Source organism: Sphingomonas cynarae, assembly GCF_039537815.1.
GTDB classification, from domain to species: Bacteria; Pseudomonadota; Alphaproteobacteria; order Sphingomonadales; family Sphingomonadaceae; genus Sphingomonas; species Sphingomonas cynarae.
Genome location: NZ_BAABBF010000007.1, coordinates 22,836 through 44,590 on the forward strand (window position 1 = coordinate 22,836; position 21,755 = coordinate 44,590).

A 21,755-nucleotide genomic window follows, 5' to 3' on the forward strand; every position below is an offset into this window, starting at 1 on the left:
CGATGCGAAGCGGTACCGCGCTGACGGCGATGGCGTTCGTTCTGGCGGCCGGCGTCGGCGGGCTGGATGGTGCCCGCGCGCAGGCGGCGGTGGAACGTGTCGTGGTTCCGTCGATCGCCTCGTTGCTTGCCACGCCCCATGTCGACGAAGCGATGGTGCGTTCCCTGTATCGCCGGGCGACGGTACAGGGAACGGCGGCGGCGGTGGATGCGCAGCTATTGGCGGCGGCCGGGCGGACCGATGCACCGCCGGCCCGGCGCGCCCGGGCCTGTATCGTCCGGTCGCTGCTGGCATGGCAGGACGGCCGTATCGCCGATGCCGACGTCGCGGCACAGGCCGCGGTCACGCTGGCGCCCGGCCCCGAAACATGGCTCACTCATGCCCGGCTGCTCGACGCGATGGGCCGGCCGGCGCGTGCCGCATTGCTGTTCGCACAGGTGGCAGCGGCGACCCGCGATCCGGAGGAGCGCACTGCGTTGCGGCTGCGCGCTGCCATCGCCGCTGACGACCGCGACACCGCCGCGATCGCCGCGCTGGTGGCGGAGGCGACGCCCCGCGCGCGCCGGGGAATCGCCGAACTGTTGAACCTACTGGGCAAGCCGGCGGATGCGCTGGCGATCTATAGCCGCGCCGCCGGGGGGGATACGACGTTCCCGGCGCAATTGCGGATGGCGCAATGGGCGATTGCGGCGGGCGATCGCGGTGCCGCCACGACCGCCGCATGGGCGGCCTATGGCGCGGCGACGACGTCAGCGGACCGCCGCTATGCGCTCGCGCTGCTGGCGGAGGCATATCGCAACGCGGGCGACCTGCCGGGCCTGTTGACCTTCCTCGGCACCCGGTCCGGTCCCGATGTGGTGCAGTTGCGGCTGGACACGCTGGTCGAACTGGGCCGGTTCGACGATGCCCTGACGTTGGTGCGCGGTGGCGGCGACCCTGCGCTACGCGCGCAATTGCCCGGATTGCTGGACCTTGCCGGCCGGCGTGACGCGCTGATCGCCGAATATGACCGGCTGATGGCCCGCGAACCGGCGGTACTGCGCTGGTATGATGCGCTGGCGGTCCTGCACCTGAGCGTCGGTGAGCGCGAACAGGCGCTGGCCGTGTTCCGCCGCCTGTTCGCGACCAACCCGCGCGATCCGGGCCTGCTGACCGATGCGGCGCGACGGATGATCGCGATGGGCCTGACCGCCCCCGCGTTGGAGATGATCGGGCGGAGCGAGGCCGGGCGTGCCGGCGGCGACCCGGCGCGTGCGAATGCGATCCGCTTCTTCCAGTTTGAGAGCGAGATGACGCAGGGCCGCACCGACGCCGCCATCGCCGTCCTCGCCGATCTGGACCGTGGCCTCCCCCGGAGCGACCCGCAACGCATCGCGGTGGCGGACGGCTATGAGCGGCTGGGGCGGGAGGCTGACGCATTGCGCGTGCTGGCGGCGCTGGAGGCGGCGGGATTTCCGCTCGATTTCGACGAGCAGGTGCATGTCGCCCGGCTGGAACGGGGGCAGGGCAAGGGCGAGGCCGCGCTTGCCCGGCTGCGCGGCTTGTGGCTGAAGACCAGCCTGCCGGCGCAGCGCAGTTTTCTGGAAATGCAGATACTGGCCGATGCGCGCAAGCTGGAACGCCTGGATGGTCTCGCGCAGGAGGTGCAGGCCGCGGTGGCGGCGGGCGACGATCGTGGGGTCGAACTGCTGGTGGCATTGCGTCTGGCGCGCAACGACAGGGCCGGCGCGCGTCGCGCGGTCGATGCGTTCGCGGCGGCTCCCGGTTCAGCACGGCCCGACGCGCTGAAGCGGCTCGCGGCGCTGAACCAGCGGCTGGGCGACAGCGACCGTTATCGCGCCACCCTCACCCGGCTGGTCGCGGTCGATCCGGCCCATGCCGAAACCTATCTGCAACAACTGGTCCGCGACGTGGCGGGGCGTCCCGCGCGCGGAACCCGGCCGACGGTGTCGACGGCGGAACTGGACACGCTGCTCGCACGGCTGAACGCGGTGCGCGCGGGTCGGTCGGGCGGGGGGCAGGCGGAGGCGCGGCGTTTCTCGGCTGGCGTCTATGCGATTGCGGGGCAGACGGATCGCGCGATCGCGCTGTATCGCGAGGCGGTGGCGGCGGCCCCGGCCGATCAGGACGCGACGCTGGGTCTCGTCAATCTGCTCAACGCCAATGGCCGCCGCGCGCAGGCGATCGCGATGCTGCAATATCGCGCCGAGTTCGCGACCACGCCCCAGGATCAGGCGCAGGCACTGGAGGCGCTGGCCGGGATACTCGCCGCTACGTCAGGCGGGGCGGAACCGGAACAGTCGCCGCAATATGCCCAGACCCGCCTGTCCTGGGCGCGGCGGCTGCTGTACTGGCGGCTGGCGCGCAGCGACGGGGACGGCGGTCTGTACGACCAACTCGCCGATGTGTCCGAGCAGATCGGCGATACCCGATCGCAGCGCCGCGCGCGTGAGGCCGCACTGGCGGTCGAGGGAACGCAGCGCGCCGCTTCCCTGCGCCAGTTGATTGCGCTTGCCTCCGGGGCTGGCGAGGGTGGGGGCGCCGTCGTCGGCGACAACGATGCCAAGGCCCTTTATGGCCGCCGCCTGACCGCGTTGCGTCAGCCCTATCCCGCCGACGTCTATACCGAACTGGCCGCCGCGATGCTGGTGCAGCACGATCTGGCCGGCGCGGCGCGCGCGTTCGGGTTGATCGAGGAGATACCCGGGCTGGTCAATGTCGACGCGCTGAAGGGGGATGCGTACCGCGCGGCGGGATATCTGCCGCAGGCGTTGGCCGGGTATAGCCGCGGCCTGCTGCGCGACCGTGGCGACAAGGGGCTGATCCTGAAGACCGCGATCCTGCAGGAACAGGCCGGCGACCCGGCGCTGGCGGGATCGTTATACTGGACATCGCTGCGTGACGCGCTGATGCGGCTGCCGCCGGGTCGCCCGGCCGACGCCGCGGGGCAGGCAGCGGTCGTGTCGCCGTTCGACGACAGCGTGCTGGAGGGATTGCTGTTCGTCTGGCCGACCGAAACCACGGCGCGACGCGAGATCGGCGAGACGATCGAACGGATGACGCGGGAGGCGATGACCCAAACGGCGTCGTGGCGCGATGCCACCCGGCTGCGGCGGTTGCTGGACGTGGCCCGGCGACTGGCGGCCAGCGGCCGCGACCTGTCGGTGCTGGCGGCGATCGGACCGCTGCTCGACGCGCGTTTTGCCGGCGATGCCGCGTATCTGCGTGATCGCGCCGCGTTCCGGAATCTGACCGGCGAACCGCGCTCTCAGTCCACCGCTGCCACCCCCGCCGGCGATCCCGACTGGATCGCCGGGGCGCTGAACGTGCAGGCGCGCGACGGCGAGAATGCGGAACTGCGATTGGCGCTGGCCATGGAACGGGGCGACGATGCCGGACTGGCGCGCCTGTTCGCCGATGCGGCGCAGCAGGAGATCGCGATCCGCCGCGCCCTGACGCCGACGGATTATGTCTACGAGTCGCCGCTCAACGCCATGCTGATGATGGCGGCGAACGGCCTGTCGGCAGCGCAGCTACGGGGTGCGGTGCTGGCCCCGCTCGACGCGGCCGGAATCCGTGAGGATGCCCTGTTCGACCTGCTGCGCACCGCGCCCGACCGGCTGGCGACGCTGGAACGCAAGGCCGGCGGGCCGTTGCTGTCGAACGAACGGGCGATGGTGCTGATCCGGACGCGATTGTCCGACCCCGCGCCGCGGCGGGCGACGTTGCGCCGACAGGGCGGCAAGCTGGCGAACGCGATGGACGGCATCGTGTCACGCTTCTCCCCGGACGAACAGGTGACGTTATACACCGGGCTGGTGGAGGATCAGCAGCGCACGGGCCGCGCCTCGGTATTGTCGCCGATGCTGGAACAGCGGCTGCTGCGCCAGCCCTTGTCCGCCGACATGCAGGCGCGCATGACGGTCGCCATCCGCAAGGCGATGGGGGCGGATGTGCTGATGTTGACGCTGGCGCGGCAGCTTTTCTCGCTGATCGACGTGCCCGCCGCGAACCGTCCGGTGGTGATCGCCGCCGCACGCGCCTTTGCCGAACGCTATCCATCCGAACAGGCGGTGCCCGATGCGATCGAGGCGGAGTATCGGGGCGATCACGCCGCCGCACTGGAAGCATTGCTCCGCCGCTACGATGCCGCCCCGCCGGAGGAGCGGAGCGATTTCTACGTGTCATCTGCGGTGACGGGCTTCCTGTTACAGGAACGCCGCCGGCAGGCCGAGGCGTTCCTCGCCGATCCAGACCCCACACCGGAGCAGCGTGCGCTCTTCTATCGCCGTTACGTCCAGACCGGCGCCTCGGTGTTCGGCGGCACCGACGCGGATCAGCGACGCTATCTGGAACGGCTGGTCACGCTCGATCCCGACAACGCGACCTATCTTGCGGGCCTGATCCGGCTGTTGTGGAACGGTGGCAACCGCGCGGGCGTCGCAGCACGGCTTGGCGGTTTCGTCGCGGCCCATCCCGAGGAACGGGACGCAGCCAGCGTGCTCCAATTGGTGTTGCTGCTCGCCGCGCAGACAGACGCGGCCACCGCGGTGGCGAAGCGGTCGGGGGTGGACGTCAACGATCCCGATTACCTGATCGATCTGCTGGCGCGGGTGCAGGCCGGGCGGGACAGCGGCAACATCCTGACGTTCGTGTCGCTTTTCGGCGCGGTGTACGAAGCCGCCCGGCAGGAAAAGCCGACGCTGGAAGGCATCGCGGCCCTCGACGCCCGCCGTCACCAGGACCGCACGACGGTCCAGCCCGTCGATGCCGATCTGCTGGCGCCGATGGCGCGCGAGGCGGCGAACCCGGCCAGGGTGCCGATGGCGATGCGCGGCGTGTGGCGGTGGAGCGCCGCCGACCCGAACGCGCCGGCCGATACGGCGGCGGCGCAGCGCGAAACCTTGCTGCAACGCCTGATCGCAGTTGCGGGTGCGCCGGCACCGGCTTCGGGTGCCGCCCCCGCGACGGGCGACGCTGCGATCGTCGCGGCACTAACCGGCAGCCCCGCCATCGCGGCCGAACTGGACCGCGAGGCCCGGCTGCTCGATCCGTTCGTCCGTCAGCGGCAACAGTCGCTGTACGATCTGGTCGCCGCCGGTCTGGTCCGTCAGGGGCTGGCCGACCAGCGGATCGACGCCCTCCTGGCGAAGCTGGCCGATGGCAGCATCGACGGCCACGACCTGCATCTGCTGGCGACGCTGGCGGTGGATCGCAGGCGCGTCCTTGCTCCTGTCCAACTGGCGCAGATTCGTATCGTGGTCGATCGCCTGCCGGCAATGACACCGCAGCGGCGGATCATCTGGTCGCGGCTGTTTGCGGCGGCCGGCGACTATGCGGGGGCGCAGGAATGGCTGGAGGCCGCAGCGATGCAGATACTATATGTCGATGCGGCCGATCTGGGGTCGGGCGCACCGCTGTCGACGTTCGATCCAGTGGTGGATGCGCTGCGTGACTGGGCCGACAAGACGGCGGCGGCGGCGGCACATGCCGCGCTTGCCGTGCGGATCGAGCGGGAGCGTGCGATCATGCCGGCGGACGACGTGCCGGCCGCGCTGCCGCCGCTGGTTCCGGCGGCATAATCCGGCATGACCCTGTTTCATCGTCCGATCCGGTCGATACTGGGTCAGATGATCCTGCTGTGTGCGGTGTTCGTCGGCGTCGGCATTTATCTGCGGGTGGTCCGGCCGCTGCTCGACGCGCCTTCGATCCGGTCGCTGGACCCGCTGGCGCGGGCGGTGTTGCACGCCGATGCGGTCATGCAGGCTGCGCTTCGGCAGGGCGGCGACGCGGCGGCGCTGTCGGCGCGGATCGAGGCGGACCCGTCGATCCAGCAACTGCACGGACGCAATCCCAGCTTCCGCTATTTCGCGATGAACGGCGACGTGCGGGTCGGCACCGCCGCGCCGCGTTATCTAGAGAAAAGCGGGATCGCGCGCATAATCGCGACGCGGCGGCTGGCGAGGGCCGGCCATCTGTGCGTGTGGGCGGAGGAGACGGTCAACGGGCCACGCGGGCTGGACCATTTTGGTTTCCATGATTGCGGGACGCCGCGATACGTCGAATTAAGAGGCATCGCGGCGCCGATCGACGTGCCAGTCGCGCGCCCGGCACAGGCGCTGGCTGTCCGTGCATGGTCCCTCGCCCAAGGCTTCCTGCTACCGGCGCTTGGCGTTCTTACGATTTGTACGGCGATCATGGTGATCCATATCGTCCGGATCAGACGGATCGCGCGCCTGGTCCAGCCGGTGGAGGAAGGCGAGGCACGGCAACTGGACGAAAGCGGTCTACCCAGCGAGATCCTGCCGCTGATCCGTGCCGTCAATCGCATGATTGCGGCGGGCGCGGCGGGTGAACGCCGCCGCCGCTTCTTCCTGTCCGCGGCGGCGCACGAGATGCGGACACCGCTGGCGGTGCTGCGCACCCGCCTCGAACTACTGGACGACAGCGAGGATCGCACGAAGCTGATCGCCGATGTGCGGCGGCTGTCGCGGGTCGTGAACGATCTGCTCACGCTTACCCGCATCCGCGAACGGCCGGTCGAGTTCGTCGATACCAATCTGTCCGCGGTCGGCCGGCAGGCGGTGGAGGGGCTCGATCCGGTCGCGATGCGGCAGGGTGTCACCTTGCGCGTGGAGGGGCCGCGCGACGCAGTAGTGCTGGGCGACGAACGGCTGATCGGAATCGCTGTCACCAACCTGGTCGACAATGCGATCGCTGCGACGCCGCCGGGCGGATCGGTATGGATCACCGTCGCGCGGTCTGGGTGGCTGAGCGTACGCGACAACGGCACCGGCATCGCGGCGGATCGGTTGCCGGAGATATTCGAGCCGTTCGTGCGCTTTTCGGACCGGCCTTCCGGGCATGGGCTGGGACTGGCCATCGTCCGTGCGGTCGTCGATGCGCATCATGCCACCATCGAGGTAGCGAGCGAGGAAGGGCGGGGGACGACCTTCACGATCCGCTTCGCCAGCGCGCAAGGCGCCGGCAGCCGCCAGTCACCTGTCCGTCGCCCCTTAGGAAGCTGGGTGCGGGAGGGCGGCACCGGAGGCGACGGCACCAGAATCTGAAGCTCGCCGCGCGGCAGATCCAACGCGAACTGGCGGAGCAGGCCCAGCATATCCATACCCAGGATGATCCGTGGCGGCTGGTCGGCCTGTCCGGTGAACAGCAGCGGCACGTTGCCGAAAGTGACGGGTCCCAGCGCTACCTTGCCCACGATGCCGCTGCGGACGCCGCTGCCGCCCTGCGTCGCACCGGTGATCGTGCCATAGGTGCGCAGCCGGGGATCGTCGTCGCGCCATCCCAGCAGGGCCATGGCCGCCGCGTTGGCGACGCTGCCTTCGGCTCCGGTATCGACCAGCGCGTCGATGACGACCCCGTCGACCATGATCGGGACGATCAGCAGGCCCTTTTCGTTGATCCTGCCCTTGACCGCGATCGTTCCTAGTTCCGCCGGGCCGGACGCGATGGTCCGCATCTGCCGGTTCGCCAGGTCGAACACCAGCTTGCGATCGGCGAACAGGTCGATGCCGATGATCCCGCGCGCCTGCGTGACGCCGATCTGCGGCAGCGCGAGGATCGCAACGTCGTGGAGGTCGAGGGAGGCGGTCTGCATCCGGTCGATTGGATAATAGGCAGCGTCCATCCGTCCCGATACGCCGTTCACCGTCATGCGCTTGTCGAGCGGGGTCAGGCCGAGCATCTCGACCAGCGCCGTGGTGAACACGCTGGTCTGCGCCGCGGTGTCTACCAGCATGTCGAACGGCCCGCGATCATCGATCTGCATCGCAATCATCGGCCGCCCCTTTTGGTCGAGCCTGATGGTGTCGGCCGGCTGTCCTGCGACCATGACGGCAGCGGCGATGACTATCGAAAACATGAATCCAGCCCGATCGCTTGTGGTTGCACAGCTCTTTCTGAACTTCCACCCTGACCCGAACCTGCGCCTGCGCAGCGGAGCCGGCGAGACCTGCCGCCTCGGGCCACAATCCCGACCAGCAACCACAAGCTTCCCGCCGGCATCCGGACGACAGCCTCGCAACGGAGGCAGGGGCGGCCGGGGGGTCGGAAGCGGTTCCTACCCCGATCTTACCGGATGTGGCTTGCCGTCATGCGATCACGCACGACGGCAAGCGGAAGCATCTCAGCTACCGGCCCCGGACGTCGTGGCGGCGGCATCCTCGACGCCACCTGCCTTGATCTGCGCGGTCGAGGCGGTCAGCGCAGCGCCGACCGGCTCTGCCCGGCCACCCAGGCATCGGGCCAGAAAGTTCTCGGTCACCGCGTTGAACGCGATGTTGTTGGCGGGCCGGGCGAAGCCGTGGCCTTCGTCGGGGAAGACGACATAGGTCACCGGAATGTTCTTGGCCTTCATCGCCGCGACGATCTGGTCGCTTTCGGCGATGTTCACGCGCGGGTCGTTGGCACCCTGGCCGATCAGCAACGGCTTCGTGATGGCGTCCGCATAGGTAAGCGGGCTGCGTTCCTTCAGCAGCGCCTGGCCCTCCGGTGTGCCCGGATCGCCCATGCGGCGATACATCTGCTGCTTGCCCGCCTCCCAATAAGGGGGGATCGTCTTCAGCAGGGTGAACAGGTTCGACGGGCCGACGATATCGACGCCGCAGGCGAAGGCATCCGGCGTCATGGTCAGCCCGGCAAGCGTCGCATAGCCGCCATAGCTGCCGCCCATGATCGCCACCTTGTCCTTGGCCGTCACGCCGCGCTTCACGGCCCAGTCCACCGCATCGAGCAGATCGTCGTGCATCTTGCGGCCCCATTGCCGGTCGCCGGCCTGCACGAACTTCTTCCCGAAGCCGGTCGAGCTGCGATAATTGACCGACAGCACGGCATAGCCGCGGTTGGCGAGCCACTGGTGATAGCCGTTGAAGCCATAACCGTCCCGCGCCCACGGGCCGCCATGGACCAGCAGCACCATCGGCACGGGGCCGGTCGTACCCTTGGGCCGGGTCAGGTAGCTGACCATCGACAGACCGTCGCGGGTCGGGATGTCGATCGATTCCATCGCCACCAGCGGCGCGCCGACCAGTTCCGGCCGGGCCGTGTATAGCTCGGTCAGTTTCTTCGCGCGGCGGTCATAGAGCCAGGTGGAGGAGGGAGCGGTGACCGGATCGAACGTCACCAGCCACTTGTCGTCGGCAGTCGTCCGGCTGCCGATGAAAAATTCGCCCTTGTTCCGGCTTTTCAGGAAGGAGAGGTCGGCCTTCACCGCGTCGTCGACAGGCACATATTCGTTACGGTGGAAATTGACCGCATAGGCTTCCACCTTGCCGGTTCTGGGATTGATCAGGCCCCCGCCGACATCGGCGCGGTCGTCGGCCCCGATCGTGGTGAACTTGCCCGTCGCCATGTCCTGCGCGAGCAGCGCACGCGTATCGCGGCCACGGGCATCGCCCCAGTAAAGCGTCTTGCCGTCGGTGGTGAAGCCCAGCGGCGACGTGGTGGAGGCGTCCTCGTAATCGACGGAGGTGAAGGGCTTGGCCTCCACCTTGTTGTCGACGACGCGATAATAATCGACGCCGCTGTCGGGCCGCGACTTCACGGCGATGCGCAGCTTTAGCTGATCGTCGGTGACGAAGCCGGCATAGCCGTCGTTCTGGAACACCGGCGACAGCGTGCCGGTGGAGAGGTTCAGTTCCTGTACGTCATGCCAGCGCGGATCGCGGTTGTTGACGCCCACGAGGATGCGGTCCCTGATCGTCTCGGATGTGCCGAGGATCTGGACGCGGGTCTTCTCGAACGGGGTCAGCGCCTTTTGCTCCCCGCCGATCAGATCGATGCCATAGAGCAGGAAATTCTCGTCGCCGCCCTTGTCGTTGACGAACAGGACCTGCTTCGAATCGGGCGACCAGAAATAGGAACGGATCGGGCGCGTCTTCTCCGCGGTCAGCGGGCGGGCCTGATCGGGATAATCGATCGGGGCGACCCAGACGTTGAGCACCCCGTCGCGCGGCGCGATGAAGCCGAGCCATTTGCCATCGGGTGACAGTTGGCCTCCGGTGCGGGTCGGATTGCCGAACAGCTTCGCCCGCTCGATCAGCGGCACACTTGATATCACCGTCTGGGCGCTCACACTCGTCGTCATCAATGCTGCTCCCGCCGCGGCCATCAACCAGATCATCCTGCGCATATTCGTCTCCCCCCGACACAGTGTGTTAGAAGAACAGCACACAATCGAAAGCTCGGCAAGCTGCCTTTGACAGCTTGCCACGGTCGGTTCGGCTGCACGGCATGGCCGGGGGCCTACCTGGTTGTTAACGCCCGCCGTAGACATGCTCCCATACCTTGGAGATCACCACCGAGCCTTCGCCCACCGAGGATGCCACCCGTTTGGTCGATCCCGCCCGCACGTCGCCCACCGCATAGATGCCGGGGCGCGATGTGGCGTAGGGCGAGGCCGCGCCCGCCGCCTCGCCGGTGAGCACGAAGCCCTTGTCGTCAAGCTTGACCAGATCGGCCAGCCAGGCGGTGTTCGGGGCGGCGCCGACCATCACGAACATGGCGCAGGTATCGACCGTCCGGTCACCGTGCCCGTTCCGGATCGTTACCCCGGTCAGCGCGTCGCCCCCGTGCAGTTCGGCGACATGGGTGCCATATTCGATCGTGATCGCCGGATCGGCCTCCAGCCGGCTGGACAGATAGTGCGACATCGATGTCGCCAGCGTCTCCCCGCGGACGAGCAGCCTGACGTGGCGCGCCACCCGGCTGAGGAACATCGCGGCCTGACCCGCCGAATTGCCCCCGCCGATCACCACGACCTCGCCGTCGCGGCAGAAGCGCGCCTCGTTCTCCGTCGCGGCGTAATAGATGCCCGCGCCTTCCAGATCGGCGAGCCGCGCCAGGGGCAGGCGACGGTACTGGACGCCGGTCGCGACCACTACCGCGGCGGCGCGGAGGCGCTGTCCGTTGGCGAACGTCGCGCAGAACCCTCCCTCGGCGAGTTCCTCCAGTGCGGCGACGCGGCGGGGCATCACGAAACGCGTCCCGAACTTCATCGCCTGGATTTCGCCGCGCCAGACCAGATCGGCCCCCGAGATGCCGGTCGGGAAGCCCATGTAGTTCTCGATCCGGCTCGACGTGCCCGCCTGTCCGCCGATGGCGATATCGTCCACCACCAGCGCCTTCAGGCCCTCCGCGCCCGCATAGACGCCGGCGGCGACCCCCGCCGGGCCGGCGCCGACGATCAGTACGTCGAACGCATCCTCCTCCGGCAGATTCTGGTCGAGGCCGAGCAGGCGCGCGACCTTTTCCGGCGTGGGATCGGTCACGACCAGATCGCGGCCGAACACCACCATGGGCGCCTCGGCGCCCGTGCCGCAGCTGGTGGCGACCCTGGCGGCTTCCGGGCTGCCGACCGGATATGATCGGTAAGGCACCCGGTTGCGGGCGGCGAATTCCGCCACCCGCCTGATCGCGCGATCGATATCCTCACCCACCAGCACCAGCAGGCCGTCACCGGTATCCAGCTGCCGCCGCCGTCGCGCGGCAAGGACGGTGATGATGATGTCCGACATTTCGGGTATCGCGGCCATCAGCCGCAGCATCTCGTGCCGGGGAACCTCGGTCACGACGGTGTCCTCGGCGGCCCGCATCGGCATCGACCAGCTGCCGCCGGACAGCAAGGCGATCTCGGCCATATACTGGCCGGGTCCCAGCATCGACGGCACCATCCGCTGTCCCGTGAACGGGTTGACGACCTCGATCTCGCCTTGCTCCACATAGACGAAACGATCCGCCGGCGTACCGATCTCGGCCAGCATCGCGCCTTTTGCATGGTGTGTCCGCGTTCCGGCAGCGCGGATCGCGGCGATATGCTCGGGTGCCAGGGGGATACGCTGCATTTCGCGCAGGTCGCGCCCGATCGTCTCCATCGTCATCTCCCGTTCGGGGATCTGGCTACCGTGCCGATCCATCGCGGGCAACCGGCCCGCACCATCCGTAATATCCGTCCGAAGGCGATGGCAGCGGCACGGCGACCGGTTTCGGGGAAACCATGTTGTCGAACGGGTCGGTGACGCTATCGATGCGCGATGGCGAAGAAGAAGCGCTACCTGACCGCGACCATGCCCGACGGCTATGTGAAGACGATCGGTCCTACCACCGCGCCGTTCACGCATTTCTGGCGGATCGTCGCGATCACCGCAAACGGGAAGACGGAGGTTTTCTGGGGTCATGCCCCCTCGCTCAGGGACGCCGCCGGCAAACGGACCGCGGCGGCCGAGGCCGCCCGGCAACGCGGCTGGACCAGCTATGAATTCGAGATCGTCGAGCTTGTCGAAAGCCATGACGGATGATCGGGCATGGCACCGATCATCCGCAACCCGGTCAATCGCGTGGCCATCCGGTCGCCGTCATCAGCATGTCGAAGATATGGGTGTTGGGAAAGAAGCCATGCACCTGCGCTGCGCCGGGGCCGGCGGCGGCGGTGATCACATCGTCACCGGTATGGCCGTCCTCGACGCCGATGACCGGGTTGTTCGCGATCGTGGTGCCCGGCGTGGCCGCAGCGGCGGCGAACTGCGCGGCCAGTGGCGTACCCCGGCTGCCACCGCCCATCCGCAGCCCGAAACTGTGGTCGGCGGTGAACAGGATCAGCGTGTCCTTGCCCGCCACCGCGGCGATGCGCCGGATCATGTCGTCCATCTCGACGACATGACGCAGCCCGGCTTGCGGATCGTCGGTATGCATGTCCCATTCGACCATCAGCACATAGCCCCTGGGGTTGCGCGCCAGCTGGCCGATCGTCGCCTCGACCGCGGGAAGCGGCGCGAAATCGGTGTCGCGCAGCACGGCGGCCCGCGCGGCCTGACGAACGAGGGCGGGGTCGTCGCCATAGCGGTAGCCGGCGGCGGCGAACGCCCGTTCCGGCGTCGTCCCGCCTTTGGCGAACGAGGCGTCGGCATCCTTGCGACCCTTGCCGATCAGGATGTCGACGCCCTTGCCGAAGCGGGGGGCGAGCATCTGTGAGAAGATCGCATCCTTGTCCTTGCGGGAGGGGACATGGGCGAAGCACGCGGCGGGCGTCGCATCCCAGATCGGCATGTTGGTGACGACGCCGGTCGAAAGCCCGTGCTGCCCGGCATATTCGATGAAGCTCTTGACGGGGACGGGTGCGCCGCCCGCGGTGCCGGGGATCATCGATACGACACCATTGTCGGTCTTGTGCCCGGTGATGATCGCCGTCATCCCCGCCGCGGAATCGGTGACCCAGCGGTTGCGCGACGACGTGTCCGACAGACCGACATGCGGCATCGACTGGATGAACAGCGATTGCGGTCGATCATGCGCCAGGATGGCCGCCGCCCCCAGTGTCGGCAGGCCGCCGGCATCACCCAGGAAGATGATGACGTTGCGCGGACGCGGTCCGGCATTGGCCGTCACGGGGGCCGCCATGGGAACTGCAACCGAAGCCGTCGGCCCGGCATGTCGCGGCGTGTCGCGTGCCGTCGCAACGCCGCTGCCGCCAGCCAGCACGGTTGCCGCGACCAGGCAGGTCGCCCATCCCGGCGAGCCGCGTCGACCGGGCCGGCGGGTCCGCATTGTCGTCATCGATCATACCCCCATCGTTCGACGATCCCGGCGGCCATGAACGCCGCCGGTCGCCGTCATCGCAGTCGTAGCGCGCGTCTGATGGCCGCCCAACCGACATATTTGAAATTCTGCGTGGCGGGGGCGTTGTCGCCGTCCTGCGCGACGAACAGCCCGCCTGGATAGGCGGGCCCGAAATCGCCGAGCACGAGGTCGATTCCGTCGGTATCGCTGGTCGTATCGATCGCGCCGCCGCCGATGCGAAAGCGCCCGGCATAGCTGACGGCCGGCAGGCGATAGAGCGTATAGGCGTTGTCCCCCTGGCTGGACACGACCAGATAGCCGCCCGTCCGCCCCGAAGGAGCGAGCGCAAGACCCTCCGCATCCGCGACCAGCGTAGCGCCATCGACGCGCGCGATCGCCGTGGCGGTCGTGGCGGCGGCGGGGTCCGCGGCGAAGCGCCACAAGCCGACATCCTCCTCCGCCACATAGAGTTGCCCGGTGCGGTCGTCGGCGACGCAGCCTTCGGACTGGGTGCCGAGCTTCATCGACCGGACCGTGCGTACCTGCGGTGTCGTCCCCGTCCGGTCGATCGCGATCTGATCGATCCGCCCGTCCTTCATCACCACGAACCCGAATAGCGCGCCATCGCGCGCGCGCGTCCACAGGCACAGGCCATAGGCCTCGCCCGCGCCGACCGGGAACCGGCCCAGCGGCCGCAGCCTGGCCGTGACGGGGTCGAGATCGAACAGCGAGACATGTGCCCGATCGATATCGGCGCGATCACTGGCGACCACGGTGATGCGACCACCGCTGTCGCGCAGGTCGACATTGTTCAGCCGCGGCGCGGGCGTATAGCTCAGGCGCTTGCCCGCCAGATCATAGACATGGACCCCCGCCTGCTTGTCGGTGGCGACGACCAGACTTTTGGCGGGCGCGCGCCGGTTGCGCCAGATCGCGGGGTCGTCGGCGGCGTCGTCAGCGCTGGCGACCGGCGCGGTCTCCGCCGTCGCGGCCACGGTCGGCACAGGGGTGAGGGCAGGCGGTGTCCCCACCAGCGCTGGCGTACAGCCGGGCAGCAGCAGCGCGATGGCAGCGAGCGTCCGCATCAGAAGCTGACCCGCACACCGGCGGTATAACGGCGGCCGAACGTCTCATGCTCGATCGTGTACCGGCTGCTGCCGACATAGCGGCGGCCCGGGCCGTTCAGCAGGTTGGCGAAATCCCCATAGACTTCGATCGCCGGCGTGATCGCGAAGCGGATGCTGGCGTCGAGTTCATCATCCCGTGCCCAATAGGCGTCACCGCCGTCGATGCCGCGGTTCACGCCGTTGACCGTCCCGAACGCCCCGATCGAGTCGATCCATGGCGACCGGTTCTGATAGGAGACACGGGCCGAGAAGCCGTATTTCTCGTAATAACCGATCAAATTGTACACCGCGTTCGACGTGCCGGGCAGACGGATCTTGCGCCCGTCCGGCGTTTCCGAACGGCTCTTGTTCAGCGTCGCGTTCAACTGCACGCCAAACCCGCCCATCCAGTCGGGCAGCCCCAGATCGCCCACGAACGGCTCCAGCTGCTGCTGGATCGCGGCTTCCAGACCCAGCAGATATCCGTCGCCGCCATTGGCGATCGTCGAATAGATATATTGCGATCGATCGACGCCACCGAAATTGGCGGTGTTGCTGCCGAAGGTGCCCGCCGTGTCGAACAGCACGTCCTTCACGTCCTTGTAGAAGGCACCCACCGAGATGAAGCCACGCGGCATGGTGTAATATTCGACGTACAGATCAACGCCACGCGCCTTTTCCGGCTTCGCATCGGGATTGCCGCCGCTGATCGTCTGGTTGGCGTCGTTATAGGACAGGTTGGGGCGAAGCTGATCGTAATCGGGCCGGGCTGCCCCGGTGTTGAACGACAGCCGCGCCTTCATCCGATCGTTGACGTCCCAGTTGAGGTGGAGGCTGGGATAGACCAGCGTCTGGTCGTTCTTCACCCGCACCGGCGTGGCGACGCCGGTCGCGGCATTGATCGCGAACGCACCGCTATCGTTGCGGATATGCTCGACGCGGGCGCCACCGACGATGCTGCCCCAGTCCATTGTCGCGGTTGCCATGGCATAGCCGGAATAGACCCGCTCCGTCACGTCATAGGCATTGGCCTGCACCAGCGACGGCTGCGCCACCGTCTTCGCCCGGTCTGCGAGCGCCAGGATTTTGTCACGCCCGAAATACTGGAAGGTATAGCCGAGCGGGATTTCTCCCTGAAAGCCCCCGGGGATCGCGATTTCTGCGAATCCGGTGGGGATGCCGGCGGCGGCGAACAGGGCCGCGTTATTGAGATCGAGCAGATATTCGTTCGACGTCTTGGTGCGGTCGTCATAGCGCAGGCCCGCTGCGAAGGTGACCGGCAGCGTACCCAGAACGGTCTCGCGCGAAACGTCGAGTTTGGCGGTATAGGCCTTGGTCACGTCCTTGGCGTCCAGCACGCGCAGCCTGGCCAGCGTGCGCGGGAAATCCTCGATCGCGGTGACCCGTGCGCCGCGGGCCAGTGTCCCGTCGGCGTTGCGGATCGTGCGGTACAGCTGGACCTTGGCCAGCTGCGGGTCAGTGAAATCATAGCCCACGGTCAGGCGATTGGCGGCGTTCGCCCCGTTGGTGCCGAAGGACGGGCTGTCATAATTCAGCTGGGCCGGCGCGCCGCGATCGTCGATCGATCGGGTGTAATTGCCTCGCCAGGCGACCTTCCAGCCGCCGAACGCGTGATCGCCGCCGATCGTGTTGGTGAACACCGACTGCTTGTAGGCACGGACGAGGAAGTTGGAATTCAGGTCGACCCCGTACACCGTGCCCGCCAGCGGGGTGTTGCCCGTGCAGACATCGGCATAGCCCGTGGTGGTCGCGCGTGGCACCGGGTTGGCGCCGCAGGCTGCGCTGTCCGCCGCGATCGCGGCCGCCGTGTTGCCGCTGGCCAGGCGGGACTGCTGGTCGTCGAGATCGAAGATGTAGTTGCTGCGCTGCTCGTCATCCTGAAACGCGGAATAGATCGTCTCGAAGAACAGCTTCGAATTGCCGTCGTTCGGCCGCCAGTCGAGCCGGGTCGATAGCGAATAGTTCTTGCGGGTCAGGCGATACAGCTTGTTCTCGGTCTCGCGTCCCCAGATGCGGTCGAGGAAGCCGGGGCGACGATCTTCGCCCACCGCTTCGAAATCGGTTTCGAAATTGTCGGTGACCATGGCGCGGCGATACAGGCTGCCCGACGAGACGATGCCGAATTCGCCGATGCCGGTGTCGATCCGGTCGGACACGACCAGCGATCCTTCATATTCGGTCTTTCCCCCCAGTTCGACATGGCCCGCGCCGGCCTTCGCCTGCACCTTGAATCCGGGGTAATCGAAGGCGGAGCGGGTGATGATGTCGACATTGCCCGCGATCGTCTCGCCGGTCATGTCCGGGGTCACCGCCTTGCGGACGATGATCTGCGACGCGATCGCGGACGGGATCGAATCGAACCGGGCGTCGCGCCCTTCGGGGCTGACGACGTTGATCCCGTCGATCGACAGCGTGGTCCAGTTGATCGGTGCGCCGCGCAGGTTGATGTAGCGGGCCTGCCCCTGATCGCGCTGTACCGCGACGCCCGGCAGGCGGCTGACCGCCTGCGCGATGTTCTGGTCGGGCAGGCGGCCGACCGCGTCGGACGCGACGACGGACACCAGCGACGGGCTGGTCCGCTGGATCTGCAGCGCGGCGGCCTCCGATTCCGCGATCGGGCGGCTGCCGCTGACGATGATGTCGTCGCTATCCGCAGCGCCGGCGCCGGCGGTTGCCGCATCGATCCGTACATCCAGCGTCACCGGGCGGTCGGCGATCGTCACGGTACGGCGCTGGTCGGGGAAGCCGATATACCGGATCACCACCTCGTGCGTACCGGCGGGCACGTCGGTGATCGTGAACCGGCCGGAACGGTCCGCCACCGTCGCACGATCGAGGGTGGGGATCGCGACGGATGCGCCGTCCAGATATTCCCCATTGGCCTGCGTCACGGTGCCTGTGACGCTGCCCGGCGCGGTGATCGGCGCCCGATTGACGGCGACCGGGGTTTCCGCGGCGACCGAACCGGTCATCATCGCGGCATAACCCCCGCTGGCGAGCAACGCCTGCACGAACGAACGGCCGCCGATGCGGCGTGGATAAATCTTGAACATGATGAGGTCCCCCTTGGGAGCGGCAGCCTGTTTCGGCTTTGTCCGCTGAGGGGGCGGGTAGGGGGAGGTCGTGTCGGCGGGATGACGGATCGATGACGATATGCTTACAGTTGGCGCTGCCGTCGTTCATCGCCTTACAGCCGGGCTGCGGCCGGAATCGGCGAACGGACGGGGTCGGCCCCGCACTGTAGCGCACGTCTCATACGGCTGCGTGACACCACCTCGTGCCGTGCAACCATGTGATCCATGGCCCACGGCATCGGTGACGATCAGCGCGATCGGCGATCGTCTCGCCGTGTCGACCTGGCGCCTGCCCGATCACGGGGCATCGGCGCCCGGAGCGTTATTGATATCCGCCATTCTCTTCGCGCTCTTCGGCTGCGTCCTCCTGCACCTTCTCCATCTCCTCGGCTTCATCGGTCTGGGTCGCGCCATCGGTCTTCGGATCGTCGATCATTGGTCGTCTCCTCGCCTGTTGAACGCGGGGTCCGGCTATCCGGACGCAGCGACGCGGATCAGATTCGCGCTAACCTAGGATAATGGCAGGAACCCTGACCCGATTGGGCACTTGGTAATGGCATGCAATGGCTCGCCGGCTGGCCCTCTCCCGGGCTGCCGCCGCGCGCCGGATCAGGGAGCCTACTGCCATGCTGGCAATGAATTATCGCGGGCCATATCGCGTACGTGTCGACGAAAACCCGATGCCGGTGATCCTGCATCCGCAAGACGCGATCGTCCGGGTGACGCGGTCCTGCATCTGCGGGTCCGACCTGCACCTCTACCACGGCATGGTGCCCGACACCCGGATCGGCAGTACCTTCGGTCACGAATTCTGCGGGATCGTCGAACAGGTCGGACCGGCGGTGCGCGACCTGAAGCCGGGCGATCATGTGCTGGTGCCGTTCAACATCGCCTGCGGGAAATGCCATTTCTGCCAGCAGGGCCTGTTCGGCAACTGTCACGAATCCAATGCCCAGGCGACGGCGGTCGGCGGCATCTTCGGATACTCGCATACCGCCGGCGGCTATGACGGCGGGCAGGCGCAATATGTCCGCGTGCCTTATGCCGATGTGGGGCCGATGGTGATCCCCGACTGGATGGACCCGGACGATGCGGTGTTGCTGACCGATGTCGTTCCCACCGGTTATCAGGCGGCCGAAATGGGCGGCATCCAGCGCGGTGATACGGTGGTGGTGTTCGGCGCCGGCCCGGTCGGGCTGATGGCGGCCCGCTCGGCCTGGCTGTTCGGGGCGGGGCGAGTGATCGTGATCGACCATCTCGACTATCGCCTGGAATTCGCCCGCACGTTCGGCCCTGCCGAGGTCTACAACTTCAGCGCGATCGACGACATGGCGGTGTTCCTCAAGAAGCAGACCGACGGCCTCGGTGCGGATGTGTGCATCGATGCGGTCGGTGGCGATGCGGCAGGCAGCGCTTTGCACACGCTGTTCGGTGCCAAGCTGAAGCTGGAGGCGGGCAGCGCCATCGCCCTCCACTGGGCGATCAATTCGGTGAAGAAGGGCGGGGTCGTCTCGATCGTCGGCGTCTATGGGCCGACCGGCAACATGGTGCCGATGGGCAATGTCGTGAACAAGGGGATCACGATCCGCGCCAACCAGGCATCGGTCCGCCGGCTGCTGCCGCGGCTGATCGAGCATATCCGGGCGGGGCATATCGATCCCAAGGCGATGATCACCCACCGCGTGCCGCTGGCGGATATCGCGGACGCCTATCATCTGTTTTCGGCGAAGCTCGATGGCTGCATCAAGCCCGTGCTGCTGCCCCATGGCGCATGAAGGAGGAACGGGCATGAGCAGGTCACTGGTCGATACCGCATCGATTCCGGGGTGGGGCAGCGATGCCGATCCGGGCAACGATCCGACCTATCCGATGCGCCATATCGAGGATCAGCCATCGCGCGGCATGGACTGGGATCGACCGGCCCCGCAGACCCCCACGGTCGAGGTCCTGCGCTCGATCGAGCACCGGCGTCTCCCGGCGGTGACCGGTACCGCCACGCCGCCCAGCGGGATCAGCGGCGTCCTTCGCCGTCTCGCCTTCCGGCGGAGCGAATCCGACTGGTGGCATTGGCTGTTGCTGATGGGGGCGGACCGGATCAACGTCGTCGAGGGCGTGGTCGAGGATCTGGGACGCGGCCGGGTTCCCAACATTCCGGCCGAAATGGGCATCCGCGCGGAATGGCGGCATAACCGGAAAGGGCTGGCGACCAAGCTGGGCATCGCCGCGGCCGGCGCGCTGGCCGGGTATCTGCTGGTACGAGGCAGCCGCGATGGCGACCGGTCGGCGGATGCGGCCGGTCACGCTGGCCACGATCGGCCGGGTTCGGCCGCGATCGGCGCGGATATCCATCCGGCGATGCGGCCTTCCTGATGCGCGGTCGGGCTTCCCTGACCGCGGCGATGCTGACGTTCGGCGGGTCGCTGGCGGCGGGACCCGCTCATGCCTGCACGCTCTGCCACAGCCGGATCGCCGACGACGTGCGCGCCGCCGTGTTCGGACCGGGGTTCTGGAGCGACGCCGTCGCCCTGATCTCGCCGGTGCCGCTGCTGGCGGCCATGGTGATCGTCATGCGCCGATACCTGCCATGACCGGGGCGATCGTCGGCGATGCCGGCCATGCCCCGGCGCGGAGCATCCGGCCGATCGCCACCGCCGGCATGACGATCGGGATCGGCATGGGCGGCTTTTTCGATGGCATCCTGTTCCATCAGATCCTGCAGGTGCACAGCATGATGTCGGCGCGCATCCCCACGGATACGCTGCTCGGCGCCAAGGTGAACATGGTGTGGGACGGGCTGTTCCATGCCATCGTCTGGTTCGTCACGGCGGCGGGGATCGCGCTGTTGTGGCGGGCGACCGCGCGCCCCGATGCGGTGCGGTCGGGCCGGACGCTGGCGGGATCGATCCTGATCGGCTTCGGCCTGTTCAACCTGATCGAGGGCACGATCGACCATCACCTTCTCCACCTGCATCACGTCTACGAACGGCTGGGCGTCTCCGCCTGGGATTATGTGTTCCTGGCCTCCGGCCTCGCGCTGATCGCCACCGGCTGGCTGATGATCCGCGCCAGCCGGTCAAACTGAGGTAGCGGCCATGCATATCCATCATCTGAATTGCGGTACCGACTGTCCACTGGGCGGTGCGTTGTTCGACGGGCGCAGCAAGGGACCGCTGGGGCAGATCGTCTGCCATTGCCTGCTGATCGAAACCGATGCGCATGGGCTGGTACTGGTCGATACGGGCTATGGCCTGCGCGACGTCGCGCACCCGCATCGCCATCCCGAACCGCGGATCACATGGCCGTGGCGGCTGATGCTCAATATCCGCCTGCACGAACGCGACACCGCGATCCGCCAGATCGAAGCGCTCGGCTATCGCGCCGGTGACGTCCGGCACATCGTCGCGACGCATCTCGATTTCGATCATGCCGGCGGGCTGGAGGATTTCCCCAACGCCGTCGTCCACGTCATGCAGCGCGAATATGACGACGCGACGGGGCCCCGCACCGGCATCGTCGCGCGAAACCGCTGGCGGCCGCGTCAACTGGACGACATCGCCGGCTGGCGGACCTATGGCGCCCGTGGTGAGCCGTGGTTCGGATTCGACGCGGTACGCGATCTCGACGGTCTGCCGCCCGACATCCTGATGGTGCCGTTGCCGGGTCATACCTGGGGTCATGCCGGCGTCGCGATCCGCCGGGACGACGGTCGCTGGCTGCTCCATGCCGGCGACGCCTATTTCTATCGCGGCGAGATGCGGCGCGCCCGGCGGCACTGCACCCCCGGCCTGCGTGCTTATCAGCGCCTGATGGAGGTCGATGCGACCAGCCGTCTGACCAATCAGGAGCGGCTGCGTACCCTGTCGATCGAACGCCGGCAGGATGTCACCGTCACCTGCACGCACGATCCCGTCGAGTTCGAGCGGTGCCGGGCGGGAATGCCGCTATAGGTGATGGGGGTGGCAGGCGTCGTATCGACCGGCAG

At 67.7% G+C, this 21,755-nt stretch carries 13 protein-coding genes and 1 pseudogene; 8 read left to right on the forward strand and 6 right to left on the reverse strand.

All coding sequences use genetic code 11. The features are described 5' to 3' along the window. The first annotated feature begins 2 nt into the window (after positions 1-2). Together ABD719_RS14240 and ABD719_RS14245 are read left to right on the forward strand one after the other, a co-directional pair. Positions 3-5,582, forward strand: a complete 5,580-nt coding sequence (locus tag ABD719_RS14240; protein WP_344694056.1) for a tetratricopeptide repeat protein — start codon at positions 3-5, stop codon at positions 5,580-5,582. Positions 5,583-5,588: 6 nt separating this feature from the next. After that, positions 5,589-7,070, forward strand: coding sequence for a sensor histidine kinase (locus tag ABD719_RS14245; protein WP_344694057.1), 1,482 nt, complete (start codon positions 5,589-5,591; stop codon positions 7,068-7,070). 56 nt (positions 7,071-7,126) lie between these two features. Here ABD719_RS14245 and ABD719_RS14250 read toward each other — a convergent pair. The 3 genes and pseudogenes from ABD719_RS14250 to ABD719_RS14260 form a co-directional block, all read right to left on the reverse strand. Next, positions 7,127-7,882: pseudogene (locus tag ABD719_RS14250) on the reverse strand (pepsin/retropepsin-like aspartic protease family protein); the annotation flags it as partial. A 264-nt stretch (positions 7,883-8,146) separates the two neighbouring features. Then, positions 8,147-10,105: a S9 family peptidase gene (locus ABD719_RS14255; protein ID WP_344694058.1), complete on the reverse strand. Its 1,959-nt coding sequence runs from the start codon at positions 10,103-10,105 to the stop codon at positions 8,147-8,149. A 169-nt stretch (positions 10,106-10,274) separates the two neighbouring features. Continuing rightward, the gene (locus tag ABD719_RS14260; protein ID WP_344694194.1) at positions 10,275-11,891 is read right to left on the reverse strand and encodes an FAD-dependent oxidoreductase; all 1,617 of its coding nucleotides are present in this window, start codon (positions 11,889-11,891) and stop codon (positions 10,275-10,277) included. A gap of 159 nt (positions 11,892-12,050) precedes the next feature. On the opposite strand from ABD719_RS14260, the gene ABD719_RS14265 reads away from it, so the two are divergent. Beyond that, a complete protein-coding gene (locus ABD719_RS14265; RefSeq protein WP_344694059.1) occupies positions 12,051-12,314 on the forward strand; it encodes a hypothetical protein in 264 nt (87 codons plus the stop codon). A 31-nt stretch (positions 12,315-12,345) separates the two neighbouring features. On the opposite strand, the gene ABD719_RS14270 is transcribed toward ABD719_RS14265, so the two are convergent. Genes ABD719_RS14270 through ABD719_RS14280 form a run of 3 tightly spaced genes read right to left on the reverse strand, consistent with a single transcriptional unit; the run spans position 12,346 to position 17,752 of the window. Further along, positions 12,346-13,569: an alkaline phosphatase gene (locus ABD719_RS14270; protein WP_344694060.1), complete on the reverse strand. Its 1,224-nt coding sequence runs from the start codon at positions 13,567-13,569 to the stop codon at positions 12,346-12,348. A gap of 56 nt (positions 13,570-13,625) precedes the next feature. After that, a complete protein-coding gene (locus ABD719_RS14275; protein ID WP_344694061.1) occupies positions 13,626-14,657 on the reverse strand; it encodes a phytase in 1,032 nt (343 codons plus the stop codon). Next, positions 14,657-17,752, reverse strand: coding sequence for a TonB-dependent receptor (locus ABD719_RS14280; RefSeq protein ID WP_344694062.1), 3,096 nt, complete (start codon positions 17,750-17,752; stop codon positions 14,657-14,659). The genes ABD719_RS14275 and ABD719_RS14280 overlap by 1 nt, the downstream gene beginning before the upstream one ends. Positions 17,753-18,399: 647 nt before the next feature. Here ABD719_RS14280 and ABD719_RS14285 point away from each other — a divergent pair. The 5 genes from ABD719_RS14285 to ABD719_RS14305 are packed head-to-tail and all read left to right on the forward strand — an operon-like array spanning position 18,400 to position 21,720. Then, positions 18,400-19,548 (forward strand): zinc-dependent alcohol dehydrogenase, encoded by a 1,149-nt coding sequence (locus tag ABD719_RS14285; RefSeq protein ID WP_344694063.1) that lies wholly within the window; start codon positions 18,400-18,402, stop codon positions 19,546-19,548. Between the two features lie 13 nt (positions 19,549-19,561). Further along, positions 19,562-20,143, forward strand: coding sequence for a hypothetical protein (locus tag ABD719_RS14290; protein WP_344694064.1), 582 nt, complete (start codon positions 19,562-19,564; stop codon positions 20,141-20,143). Then, positions 20,143-20,361: a hypothetical protein gene (locus ABD719_RS14295; protein WP_344694065.1), complete on the forward strand. Its 219-nt coding sequence runs from the start codon at positions 20,143-20,145 to the stop codon at positions 20,359-20,361. Before ABD719_RS14290 ends, ABD719_RS14295 begins: the two co-directional genes overlap by 1 nt. Continuing rightward, complete coding sequence (locus tag ABD719_RS14300) at positions 20,358-20,855, forward strand: DUF2243 domain-containing protein (RefSeq protein ID WP_344694066.1); 498 nt, start codon at positions 20,358-20,360, stop codon at positions 20,853-20,855. Before ABD719_RS14295 ends, ABD719_RS14300 begins: the two co-directional genes overlap by 4 nt. A 10-nt stretch (positions 20,856-20,865) precedes the next feature. Further along, positions 20,866-21,720: an MBL fold metallo-hydrolase gene (locus tag ABD719_RS14305; protein ID WP_344694067.1), complete on the forward strand. Its 855-nt coding sequence runs from the start codon at positions 20,866-20,868 to the stop codon at positions 21,718-21,720. The last annotated feature ends 35 nt before the right edge of the window (positions 21,721-21,755 follow it).